The 12,512-nt window shown below is 45.6% G+C and carries 10 protein-coding genes and 1 tRNA gene; 7 read left to right on the plus strand and 4 right to left on the minus strand.

Going from position 1 to position 12,512, the window contains the following annotated elements:
- Window positions 1-43: 43 nt before the first annotated feature.
- Window positions 44-1,723 (minus strand): phosphoenolpyruvate--protein phosphotransferase, encoded by a 1,680-nt coding sequence (ptsP, locus tag T494_RS0100660; protein WP_028504631.1) that lies wholly within the window; start codon window positions 1,721-1,723, stop codon window positions 44-46.
- 174 nt (window positions 1,724-1,897) lie between these two features.
- Here ptsP and T494_RS0100665 point away from each other — a divergent pair, with 174 nt between their 5' ends.
- Complete coding sequence (locus T494_RS0100665; RefSeq protein ID WP_028504632.1) at window positions 1,898-2,548, plus strand: CatA-like O-acetyltransferase, family 3; 651 nt, start codon at window positions 1,898-1,900, stop codon at window positions 2,546-2,548.
- Between the two features lie 12 nt (window positions 2,549-2,560).
- Window positions 2,561-3,118: a GNAT family protein gene (locus T494_RS0100670; protein WP_028504633.1), complete on the plus strand. Its 558-nt coding sequence runs from the start codon at window positions 2,561-2,563 to the stop codon at window positions 3,116-3,118.
- Between the two features lie 54 nt (window positions 3,119-3,172).
- Here the strand turns inward: T494_RS0100670 and pckA are convergent, their stop codons facing one another.
- A complete protein-coding gene (pckA, locus tag T494_RS0100675) occupies window positions 3,173-4,777 on the minus strand; it encodes a phosphoenolpyruvate carboxykinase (ATP) (protein WP_028504634.1) in 1,605 nt (534 codons plus the stop codon).
- Window positions 4,778-5,030: 253 nt separating this feature from the next.
- Here pckA and T494_RS0100680 point away from each other — a divergent pair.
- Together T494_RS0100680 and T494_RS0100685 are read left to right on the plus strand one after the other, a co-directional pair.
- Window positions 5,031-5,104 (plus strand) — tRNA-Arg (locus T494_RS0100680).
- A 74-nt stretch (window positions 5,105-5,178) separates the two neighbouring features.
- Window positions 5,179-5,748 carry an HD domain-containing protein gene (locus tag T494_RS0100685; RefSeq protein WP_037343506.1) on the plus strand — a complete coding sequence of 190 codons (570 nt, stop codon included), beginning with the start codon at window positions 5,179-5,181 and terminating at the stop codon, window positions 5,746-5,748.
- A 34-nt stretch (window positions 5,749-5,782) separates the two neighbouring features.
- Here the strand turns inward: T494_RS0100685 and T494_RS0100690 are convergent, their stop codons facing one another.
- Window positions 5,783-6,874, minus strand: coding sequence for a hypothetical protein (locus tag T494_RS0100690; protein WP_028504636.1), 1,092 nt, complete (start codon window positions 6,872-6,874; stop codon window positions 5,783-5,785).
- Window positions 6,861-7,421, minus strand: a complete 561-nt coding sequence (locus T494_RS0100695) for an RNA polymerase sigma factor (RefSeq protein ID WP_028504637.1) — start codon at window positions 7,419-7,421, stop codon at window positions 6,861-6,863. Before T494_RS0100695 ends, T494_RS0100690 begins: the two co-directional genes overlap by 14 nt.
- A 205-nt stretch (window positions 7,422-7,626) precedes the next feature.
- On the opposite strand from T494_RS0100695, the gene recJ reads away from it, so the two are divergent.
- The 3 genes from recJ to T494_RS0100710 are packed head-to-tail and all read left to right on the plus strand — an operon-like array spanning window position 7,627 to window position 12,505.
- Complete coding sequence (gene recJ / locus T494_RS0100700) at window positions 7,627-9,651, plus strand: single-stranded-DNA-specific exonuclease RecJ (RefSeq protein ID WP_028504638.1); 2,025 nt, start codon at window positions 7,627-7,629, stop codon at window positions 9,649-9,651.
- Window positions 9,652-9,667: 16 nt separating this feature from the next.
- Complete coding sequence (locus T494_RS0100705) at window positions 9,668-11,863, plus strand: bifunctional (p)ppGpp synthetase/guanosine-3',5'-bis(diphosphate) 3'-pyrophosphohydrolase (RefSeq protein WP_028504639.1); 2,196 nt, start codon at window positions 9,668-9,670, stop codon at window positions 11,861-11,863.
- 12 nt (window positions 11,864-11,875) lie between these two features.
- Window positions 11,876-12,505: an MBL fold metallo-hydrolase gene (locus T494_RS0100710; RefSeq protein WP_028504640.1), complete on the plus strand. Its 630-nt coding sequence runs from the start codon at window positions 11,876-11,878 to the stop codon at window positions 12,503-12,505.
- Window positions 12,506-12,512: the final 7 nt, after the last annotated feature.

A 12,512-nucleotide genomic window follows, 5' to 3' on the forward strand; every position in this document is an offset into this window, starting at 1 on the left:
TAATCAACAAAAAAGGCTGCTGCCGCAATGGCAACAGTCTTTTTCAGCATTTAAGATATTTCTGAATGTTCTGGCGTACCTGCCGTCTGTCGCTGAGATTAAGGCTTCTGATAGTCTTTCTCACAGGAAGGATATTTGTAGGTGTGACCGAGAGTCCGTCGATATGTAGATCGAGGAACACCTCGGTATAACTGGTATCTGCACCGAATTCACCGCAGATATATACCTTCAGTCCGTGGGCATGACCGTTATCGCATACTGTTTTTATCATTCGCAGAACACAGATATGGTCATCGGGAACAATATCTTCAAAATGGGGGTTATGGCGGTATATAGCATTTGAGAACTGTTCAAGGTCGTTTGTCCCGATGGAGAAAAAGTCCACCTGTTCTGCCAGCAGATCGCTGAGCATGACCGCCGCAGGTGTCTCGATAAGCGCTCCCAGAGAAATATCATCCTTGAACGGCTTGTCCTCCTGGATAAGCTCCGCCTTTACCTCGTCTATTATTTCCTTTATGCGGATTATCTCACCCGGCTGTACGATCATAGGGAAGAGTATCCGCAGATCGCCGTAAATAGATGCTCTGTAAAGAGCCCGGAGCTGAGTCTTGAAGATCTGAGGTCTGGAAAGACAAACTCTTATGGATCGGAAACCAAGAGCGGGGTTCTTTTCCTGGTCAAGTCCGAAATAATCAAGTCCCGCATCAGCACCGATGTCCATTGTCCTTATGGTCACAGGTTTGCCCTGCATCTCTGTGAGCACCCTGCGGTAGTTGTAAAACTGCATTTCTTCATCGGGAAAGTCGTTTTTACCTGTGTACAGATACTCGCTCCTCAGAAGACCGATACCGCCGCAGTCGTTTCTCTTAGCATTTTCAATGTCGGTAAGATCACAGATGTTTGCAAGGACCTCGATCTCTCTGCCGTCACGGGTAACATTTTTGCGCCCCCTGAGCCTTGTAAGAAGTTCACGTTTGCGTCCCTCCACAGCCTCCTTGTGGTCAAGAAGCTTTGATGTCTCGTTGTCCGGCTCAATGTACATTATACCGCTGTAGCTGTCAACAACGCAGTATTTGTTTTCCAATGACTCTTTAAGCTCGCCACCCATGCCTATTATGCAGGGAATACCTCTTGTACGTGCAAGAATGGCAGTGTGAGAGTTTGCCGAGCCGTATGAGGTGCATATTGCAGCAACCTTGGATTTGTCAAGGCGTATCGTCTCACTTGGCAGAAAATCGTCGGCACAAACGATAGACATTTCATCAAGCTTGAAATCCTTTTCATCACGGTTTTGGATATGCCTTAAAAGCCTTGCCGAAACATCACGGATATCCGCAATACGTTCGCTGATGTATTCCGATTCGCTGCTTGTTTCTTCCATCATCTTGCTGAACATCTTAACCGTGCGCACCACCGCATATTCTGCGTTGCAATGCTCATTGAGTATCAGCGATTCCATAGAATCAACATACTGTGAATCGTCAAGTATCATCTGGTGGATGAGGAATATCTGTGCCTCGTCCTCGCCGACAACGGGCACCGATTGTTCATAGAGCTTTTTAAGCTCCTCCTCAACCTCGTTGCGGGCATAGGCAAACTTTCTCAGCTCACGCATGGTGTCAACCACACGAGCCTTGCTTATGGCGATCTCATCACGGTGGAAGTATTTAATGACCCCTCGTCCGATACCTCCGTAAACTGTTGTACCCATCAGTTTCTGCACAGTTCCTCACCTCCCAAGGTTTATCTATTGTTACCTTTATTATAGCACTTTTCAAAAAAATATAAAGTTTTTCTAATTTTATTTACTGAAATTTAACAGTTGTTCATAATTTTCTCTTTATGACTTGCTTTTTTTACTATGTTGTGTTATCTTATTTCAGAGGAGGGAAGCAGTATGGATTATAAGATAATTGATATGGATAACTACTACCGAAAGGATATTTTCCGCCATTTTTCCCAAGACTGCAAATGCTCATTTGCAGTTACTGCAAGGGTAGATGTTACAGATCTTAAAGCCTTTTCCAAGCGCACCGACACAAGCTTTTATCTGAACTTTCTGTATGTACTGAGCAGGACTCTCAATTCAAGGGAGGATTACCGCTTTTACTGGGACTATCCCACACATCAGATGAGGCTGTATGACAAGATAAATCCTACCCAGTACGTTTTTCACGATGACACCCAGACTATAACGGTTGTGTACAGCGAGTATTTTGCCGATTATAAGACTTTCTATAGTGCTGCAAAAGCAGACCTTGAAAAAGCAAAGGCAACCCGTGATTATGGGCTTGACGAGGCTAATCATCCCAACTGGTTTGATGCCTCCAGTCTGCCATGGCTGTCTTTTGATTCAATGACCGTGGAGCTGCACGACGGGTATCTTTATTTTAATCCGATAGTCAACTGGGGCAAATTCCGAGAGGAGAACGGCAGACTGATGATGCCCGTTGCCATAAGGCTGAACCATGCTTCGGCTGACGGATTTCTTGCAGCTAATTTCTATCGTACACTTGAAAAAGAGATCGCCGATCTCTGTGGGCAGTAAGGCGGTGCAGCTATGGTCAGAGATATTTTTGATAAGGATATACACATTGAAACAGATCGTCTGAAATTGCGTCCCCTTACCATGTCGGATACCTGGGACATATTTGAGATCTTTTCCGATAAGCAGGTAATGAAATACTATGACCTGCTGCCGTTTGAAAGTTTTGAACGTGCAAAAGAGCAGGTGGAGTTTTTTATTAAGGGCTTTGAGCAAAAGACTATGCTGCGCTGGGGGATAGAGCTTAAAGACAGCGGAAAGCTTATCGGCACCTGCGGCTTTTTTAACTTTAATGAGGACGCATTGAAAGCCGAGCTTGGCTATGAGCTGAACAGCAGTTATCATGGAAAAGGATTGATGAGCGAAGCACTTGATGCCGTACTTGAATTTATCTTCCGTGAAACTGACATCAACAGGGTTGAGGCATTTGCAGAGCCGCCAAATATCGCCTCGCAAAAGGTCCTTAAAAAGCTTGGCTTTGTAAAAGAGGGAACTCTGCGCAGATATGAGCGATGCAGGGGAGAGCTGATAGACATTATCATTTACGGTCTTTTGCGCACCGACAGAGAATAACATAAAAAACCGATGCCTGATATAGACATCGGTTTTATCGTTATAGGATATTTATTAAAGCTGCGGACCTGCAGGAACAAGTGCCTTACCGGCCTCGTTGCCCTCATACTTAGCAAAATTCTTGATGAATCTTGAAGCGAGGTCTTTTGCCTTCTCCTCCCACTCGGAAGCGCTTGCGTATGTATCTCTCGGATCAAGGATACCGGAGTCAACGCCGGGAAGCTCGGTAGGAACTTCAAAATCAAAGAACGGGATCTTCTTTGTAGGAGCCTTGAGAACATCGCCGCTGAGGATAGCGTCGATGATTCCACGTGTATCCTTAATGGAGATTCTCTTGCCTGTGCCGTTCCAGCCGGTGTTTACGAGGTAAGCCTTAGCGCCGCTCTTTTCCATTCTCTTAACGAGCTCCTCTGCATACTTTGTAGGATGCAGCTCGAGGAATGCCTGACCGAAGCAAGCGGAGAATGTTGGTGTAGGCTCTGTGATTCCACGCTCTGTACCAGCAAGCTTAGCAGTAAATCCTGAGAGGAAGTAGTATTTTGTCTGCTCAGGTGTAAGGATAGATACAGGAGGCAGTACGCCGAACGCGTCAGCTGAAAGGAAAATAACGTTGTCAGCAGCAGGACCGTGAGAGATCGGCTTAACTATCTTCTCGATGTGGTCGATAGGATAGGAAACACGTGTGTTCTCTGTAACGGACTTGTCATTGAAATCGATCTTTCCGTTTTCGTCAACTGTTACGTTCTCAAGCAGAGCGTTTCTCTTGATAGCATTGTAGATGTCAGGCTCGGAATCCTTGTCAAGGTTGATGACCTTAGCGTAGCAGCCGCCCTCGAAGTTGAATACGCCGCTGTCGTCCCAGCCGTGCTCGTCGTCACCGATAAGCAGTCTCTTAGGATCTGTGGAAAGTGTTGTCTTACCTGTTCCGGAAAGACCAAAGAAGATAGCGGTATGCTCGCCGTTCATATCTGTGTTAGCAGAGCAGTGCATAGCAGCAATGCCCTTCAGAGGCAGGTAGTAGTTCATCATTGAGAACATACCCTTCTTCATCTCTCCGCCGTACCAGGTGTTGATGATGACCTGCTCACGGCTTGTGATGTTGAATACAACAGCTGTCTCAGAGTTAAGACCAAGCTCCTTGTAGTTCTCGACCTTAGCCTTGGAAGCGTTGTAAACTACGAAATCAGGCTCGAAGTTCTCAAGCTCCTCAGCAGTTGGCTTGATGAACATGTTAAGGATAAAGTGTGCCTGCCAAGCAACCTCAACGATGAAACGAACAGCCATTCTTGTGTCCTTGTTTGCGCCGCAGAAAGCGTCTACAACGAAAAGTCTCTTGTTGCAAAGCTCTTCAACAGCTATCTTCTTAACAGCGTCCCATGTCTCCTTAGAAGCAACGTGGTTGTCGTTTTTGTACTCATCGGTAGTCCACCATACTGTATCCTTGGAATTTTCGTCCATAACGATGAACTTATCCTTAGGAGAACGACCGGTGTAAATACCTGTCATAACGTTTACAGCACCAAGCTCAGTCTCCTTGCCTACCTCAAAGCCTTCAAGACCGGCTTTGGTCTCTTCCTTGTAGAGGTCTTCATAAGAAGGGTTGCGCACGATCTCGGTTGAACCGGTAATACCATACTTTGAAAGATCAAGATTTGCCATTTTATTTTCCTCCTGCATTAAAATATGTTTAGTTAATGTGAAGAATGCTGACCTGTATAACCACAGGGCACATTTCACGCACACATATTATTATAATATAAAAATCGCTTCATGTCAATAGAAAAGTTACAAAACCGGTTAATTATAGCTAACTTGAAAAGTGCGCAAATATGGGCGTTATTTGTGTTTTATAAATTTTTATAAAAATAACTTGCATTTCAAAAGTGTATGTGCTATAATAAATAAGTTAAATGTCTTCGTAGCTCAGCAGGATAGAGCGTTCGCCTCCTAAGCGAAAGGTCGTGGGTTCGAATCCCGCCGAGGACGCTAAAGTATAAACGACCTCTTTTGCCGTTTGATGTAAAAGAGGTCTTGTGTTTATTGTTAAGGAGGAGTCTGCCGTGAAACTTACGCTTGAAAGGGCAAAGGAGCTGAACAGAGATAACGTTACACAGGAACATCTTATAATACATTCTCTTAACGTCTGCTATGCTATGGGTGCTATGGCAAAGCACTTTGGTGCAGATGAGGAGCATTGGATGGCTGTGGGCTACCTGCATGATTATGATTATGAAAAGTACCCTGATGAGCATCTGAAGCATACCGAGCAGCCTCTGCTTGAAGCGGGAGTCGATCCTGAGGATGTCAGGGCGATCCTTTCCCACGGCTGGGAGATCTGTACCGATGTCAAGCCTGAAACTGATATGGAAAAGAGCCTTTATACCGTTGATGAATTGACGGGAATAATACAGGCGTGTGCAAGGATGCGCCCCAACGGTATAGCGGATTTGGAATTGAAGAGCTTTATGAAGAAGTTTAAGGACAAAAAGTTTGCCGCCAAGTGTAACAGGGAAGTTATTAAAAAAGGCTGTGAGCTGCTGGGAATGGAAGTGTCCGAGGCAGCACGGATCTGTATTGACGGCATGAGACCACACGCCGCAGAGATAGGCTTACAGGGAACACAGGGATAAAAAATTACGGGAAGTCTTATGGCTTCCCGTTTTTTTATGGCACGTAAACGCATTGTTCATTGTAAAACCAGCTATATGCATTTGGAAAAGTATCCAGTCCCGAGTCTCTCACCGAGCTTTCATAGCCCTGTGGGTGTATCACCATGTTGTCTGGCGTTATGGCGTACGCCATTGCCCCTGCGTAAAGGAAAAGAATTTTCTGTCCCGAATACTTTTCCAGTGCCTTGTTGAAAGAATCAAACCAGGGTGCACCAAAAGCAGGTGTTGCGTAGATCACACCGTTTTCTTTGACAAGTGTTACAATGGCAATCAGCCTGCCTGCGTTGTAAATGTGAAAGTCCATAAAGTTTTGTTTTACAGTCAGCCCCGGAAGATTCTCATCTGTATTTCCGTCATAGCTTATATGGCAGTAGCCTTTTTTGAAAAGCAAAGGACCTTTTGCATATAATACCTTGTTGCTGTCGTAGTTTTGGTCATAAGCGATCTCCGCTATATTCATCCCACTTGCCGCAAGGGAGCTTTCAAGGCTTGCTGCGTTTTTGGAGAAGTAGTCCCTTGCCTCCTTTTCGGTTATCTTTTCACCGATCACCTGAACCCTGTTGTTTTTTGGTATTGCTGCGATCATTACCTGTCCGCCGGAACGTTCATTGGGGTTTAAACTGCTGTCAAGGTCCGAGCCGCCGTAATTATTGCCGGATTTCCCGTCCGGGACGCTTTCTGCTGTGCTCTCTGAGCTTGAAGGGGTAGGCTTGCTGCTTTCGGCTTTTGTGGACTGGGCTGGCGATGATGAACTGCTCGAAGCCTCTTGTGCGTTGCTTTCAATGCTTTCAGCCACCCAGTAATCACCGGCGAATACCGGTGAACCGGAACTGCCTTCGGTGATATGTTCTTCTGCTCCGCTTGCGGCTGTATCGTTTAATGATGTGTCATCGGAGACACTTATGTCATTGCCTTTGAATCTGTGTATAAGTGCAAATGTCCCCACAGCTGCCACTGCGATCACAGGGACCGCTATCGCTGCAGTCCTGCCAAAAGTGCTTATCTTTGCTTTCTTGCCTTGCTCCTGCTGCTGGTATTCGTGTACACGATCAAGCACCGAATCTGCCATTTCTCTATAATCCTTCATTGTCAAAACCCTCCTGTTCAAGCTGCGCCCTGAGAGCCTTTCTCGCCCTTGAAGCCAGCATCTCCGTGCCGTGCACGCTCTTTTTCATTATCCTTGCACAGTCCTTCATGCTCAGCTCCTCGAAATATTGCAGCCATAGTATCTGCTGATATTCGGGTTTTAGTCTCCTCAAAGCCTTGTGTATAGTTATCTTCTGTTCCTCACGGATATACGCCGAGCCCATGTCCGCAAGCTCGTCAGCTTGCTCAGGGGACAGCTTCATCGGCGTTTCTTTTAGCCTTTTTCTTTTCCGCAGATGATCTATCGCAATGTTTCTGCCAATGGTGTAAAGCCAGGTCTTGAATGAGCCTTTTCCCTTGTCCTTAGGCTTTTTCGTGCCCAGCAGAACAAATGTGTCCTGTACAAGATCCTCTGCCTCGTGGATATCACCCACGATCCCCGTCAGATAGAATATCAGTCCGTCCTTGTAGTCTCTGATTATCTCGACCAATCCGCTTTCATCACCGTTCTCACGGAAACGGCGGTAGCTGCTTGCACCGTTGTCCATGGGCGTTCTCCTTTCCCGAAAGACTTTTTGCCCTTCTTGTATATTACACGAAACAAACGTGCATTTCCTCACACTTTATTATAACATTTTTAACGTACATTTCAACCTCTGTGCTGCGTCGAAAAAATGTGTCAAAGCACTTGAAAAGTAAACCCGGATGTGGTATACTTTTCTATATATAGTTTGATGATGAAAAGAGTTTTTTATGAAAAAATGGAAGATAAACAGATCAGATGAAGACCTTGCCGGTCAGTTCGCCGCAAGGTGCGATATAAATAAGCTTGCCCTTGAAGTTCTTACATCAAGGGGATATACCGATTTTGACAGCGTGGTGGAATATTTTACTACCGCCGAGCTTTCCGACCCGTTCCTTATAAAGGATATGGATAAAGCCGTGGAAACTATCGAAAAAATGATAGATGAGTACCGCCTTATTTGCGTTTACGGCGATTATGACTGTGACGGGATAACCTCTACGGCTATTCTTTATAACTATCTTGAAAGCATGAGCGCAAATGTGATGTTCTATATCCCCGAGCGCAGCGAGGGGTACGGACTGAATGCAGATGCTATAAAAAGAATTGCTGCTGAAGGTGCAGAGCTTATCGTCACTGTGGATAACGGCATCTCCGCTGTTGAGGAAGCAAAGCTTATACATGAACTGGGTATGGAGCTTGTTGTTACCGACCACCACCAGCCGTCTGATGTGCTTCCCATGGCGGCAGCAGTAGTGGATCCGCACAGGGAGGATTGTCCCTCGCCATATAAGGATCTGGCAGGCGTCGGAGTGGCGTTCAAGCTTTGTGCAGCCCTTGACGGGGGCAATTACGAGATAGTCATGGAGCAGTATGCGGATATATGTGCTATCGGAACCATCGCCGATGTTGTACCTCTTACCGGAGAGAACAGAACTATTGTCAAGCAGGGACTGGAATATCTTAAAAATACTGAAAACCAGGGGCTTTGCAAGCTGTTTGAACTTAATTCGCTGGACAAAGAGTCCGTAAGTTCCACAGATGTTTCCTTCAGAATGGCACCTGTTATCAATGCGTCCGGACGCTTTGGCTCACCGATCACGGCTGTAAAAGCCCTGCTTAGTGAGGATGATTATGACGCTCACAACTATGTCAGCCGGCTTATCGAGCTTAACTCTATGCGTAAACAGACCGAATCGGAAATAATCTCCGAGATAGTTGATCATATAAATAAATACCCCCAGGTCCTTGACCACGCAGCACTTGTGCTGTGGGGCAGGAACTGGCATCCGGGGGTTATAGGGATAGTGTCCTCAAAGATACTAGACCTTTACGGAAAGCCGAATCTGATAATCTCTATTGACGACGAGGGCAATGCGAGAGGCTCTGCAAGAAGTATTCATGGTTTTGATGTGTTTGACTGTCTGCGCTATTGCTCTGAGCTGTTTGAAAAATTCGGAGGACATGAGTGCGCAGGAGGTTTTTCACTCAAGCAGGAGAATATAGGGGCACTTTGCAGCAAAGTATATGAATATGCCGACAGACTGCCTAAAGCACCTGTCCAGGAGATCTGTGCGGATAAACTGCTTATGCCGGGTGATATAACCGTTGAAAATGTCAAAGGACTCAGAGCACTTGAACCGTTCGGTGCAGAAAATCCGTCGCCGGTATTTGCCATTGTGGGAGCCAGGGTGCTTTCTGTAATACCCCTTTCACAAGGAAAACATACCAAGATCGATTTTGAATACGGAAGCTATAAAGGTCAGGCACTGTTCTTTTCTCTTTCTCCTGAAAGAGCCTGCTTCAAAAGCGGTGACAGAATTGATATGCTCGTCAAGCTGGATATAAATTCGTTCAGAGGTACGGAATCGGTGTCCATAAAAGTGATGGATCACCGCCTGAGCGGCGTTAAGCAGGAAAGATACTTTGCCGCCAAGCAGTGCTATGAAAGACTGATGCGTGGAGAGGACCTGCCCTCGGCTTACGTACAAAAGATGATTCCCGACAGAAATGAACTGGTAAGAGTGTATAAGTACATAAATTCCGCAAGCAGAACAACACTTGACCATATGTTCATGTCTCTTGGAGATGACAGTATGAACTATTGCAAAATGCGTATCTGCGTGGACATTTTTGCAGATAAGCAGCTTGTGGAATATAAGCCCGCAACAATGAGTATTTCAATGCTTGAAGTGAATTCAAAGGTTGACCTTGAGGATTCGCCTACACTTAAAAAACTAAGATCTATGTTATGAAAAGAGGTGAGGATAAATGACTGAAGATAAAATAATTACCATCGATCAGCTGATACAGAAAATACTTGAGGGTGAAAAGCAGTACGATCTGTCAAAGATAGTTGCCGCTTACGAGGTGGCAAACAAATACCACCAGGGACAAAAGCGTGAATCGGGACAGCCATATATCACTCACCCTATCGCTGTTGCATATATACTTCTTGAGCTGGGTATGGATACGGATACCATATGCGCTGCGCTGCTGCATGATGTTGTGGAGGATACCGACTGTACTCTTGAGATACTGCAAAAGAGATTTGGAAACGACGTTGCCATGCTTGTAAACGGCGTAACAAAGCTGAAAAAAGTTGAGACCTTTACAAAGGATGAGCAGAAGGCAGAGAATATCCGTAAGATACTGCTTGCTATGAGTGAAGATATAAGGGTAATAATCATAAAGCTCGCCGACAGGCTCCATAATATGCGTACACTTAATTATTGCCGTGATGAAAAGCGCAGGAATATTGCTCATGAAACAATGAATATCTATGCGCCCATCGCACACAGGCTCGGTATCCGCTCGATAAAGGACGAGCTTGAAGATCTGTCGTTTATGTATCTTGATCCGTATGCTTATAATGAGATCGAAAAGCAGATGAATATGCGTAAAGGCAGCAGGGATCAGCTGGTCGAGGAATTGATGGCAAGGATCAAAGAGCGTCTTGCAAAGGATATTACACCTGTGCCCGTTATCGAGGGACGTGTAAAATCCAATTACGGCATATATAAGAAAGTCTACCGTGACGGCAAGGAGATAGACCAGATATACGATCGATATGCCCTTCGTATAATCGTCAACACCGTTACAGAGTGCTACAACGTGCTCGGTATTATCCACGATATGTTCAGACCAATACCAAACAGATTCAAGGACTATATATCCACCCCCAAGGCGAATATGTATCAGTCGCTTCATACAACGGTCATCGGCAGGGAAGGCGTCCCCTTTGAGGTCCAGATAAGGACATGGGATATGCATAAGACCGCCGAGTACGGAATCGCAGCACACTGGAAGTATAAAGAGGGCGTGAACGGAGGCAATACAAAAGACGACCGCCGCCTTGCATGGATAAGACAGATAATCGAATCCCAGCAGGAGTCTGATGACGTGGAGGAGATCGTTCGTGCCATCAAAAATGATCTTGCTCCCGAGGACGTATTTGCGTTCACTCCAAAGGGCGATATGATAACACTGCCTGTGGGTGCGACCGTTATCGACTTTGCATACGCTATCCATACCGAAGTGGGACATAAAATGTGCGGTGCCAAGGTGGATAAGAAAATGGTCTCCTATGACTATGAGATCAAAACCGGTGAGATAATAGAGATACTTACCTCAAACGTTCCCGGTCACGGTCCCAGCAGGTCATGGCTGAACATATGCAAGACTAACGAAGCTAAATCGAAGATACGCCTGTGGTTCAAGCGTGAACGCCGTGAAGAGAATATCTTTGAAGGCAGAAACGCTCTTGAAAGAGAATTCCGCCGCAATATGATCCGTGTTCCCGAGGACGACCTTGAGGAGTTCCTGAAGGCAGATATGAGAAGGCATAACTGCGATACGCTTGATGACTTCTTTGCCGCAATAGGCTATGGCGGAGTGCAGCTTTCAAAAGCTATTTCACGTCTGAAAACGGAGTATAATAAAAAATACGGTGAAAAACACGTTGACAGCACAGCTGAAAAAGAAGCAAAAAAATCTTCCGGTAATACCTCCGGTATTATTGTCGACGGCGTACAGGACTGTGCCGTAAGGTTTGCTCAGTGCTGTAACCCGCTTCCCGGCGATGATATTGTAGGCTTTATTACCAAAGGTCATGGTGTATCCATTCACAGGAAGGACTGTGTAAACTACCTCAGCCAGAAGGATGATCCGGAACTGAAAGACAGATGGGTAAGCGCTAAGTACGAGGGAAGCAATAAAAAGTCAGGATACTTCAAGACCACTCTTGATATTATTGCTGTGGACAGGATCGGTCTGCTTGCCGATGTTTCATCTGCCCTTGCAATGATAAACATTTATATTTATGAGTCCACTGCAAGAGAACTGAAAAACGGCAACGCCATACTTTCCATAACCGTAAGTATAGCAGGCATGGAACAGCTCAATAACGTAATAACCAAGCTTAAAAAGATAAAGAACGTGATCTCGGTTGAAAGAAGTGGACGGTAACAGGGAGGAAATATGAGGATATATTGTCTTAAACCTTTGAGCATATGCGATACAAACAGCTACCTTGTTGCAAGCGAAAAGGGAAATGCCGTGCTGATAGATGCGCCTGCAGATGCAGGGTATATTCTTGAGCAGGTGGAGTTTTATGGGCTTACCCTGAAAAAGATCTTTCTTACCCACGGGCATTTTGACCATGTGGGCGCAGTTGCTGACCTTGTTGATGCCACAGGCTGTGAGGTGTATATCAGCGCACTTGATAAGGACAAGCTTTACGACGAAGAGGGTATGCTTGTGCATCATTTTATGGTCAGGGGATACAAAAAATATACAGGGGACGTTATCACATTTACGGAAAACGATATCCTTACTCTTGATGAGCTGGAGTTTGATGTGCTTGAAACTCCGGGACATACCAGGGGTTCGGTGTGCTTTATCTGCGAGGACTCTATGTTTTCCGGTGACACACTGTTTGCCCGTTCATGCGGTCGAACAGACCTTCCGGACGGAGATGCTGATGCAATGAAGCGTTCTATGAAAAAGATATATGACCTTGGCGGAAATCTGAAAGTCTACCCCGGGCATATGCAGCTCACAACTCTTGATGCCGAGCGCAAATACAATTATTATCTTCAGAACTTATGATGCTACA

Origin of the sequence: Ruminococcus sp. FC2018 (assembly GCF_000621805.1) — a bacterium.
Classification (GTDB): Bacteria; Bacillota; Clostridia; order Oscillospirales; family Ruminococcaceae; genus Hominimerdicola.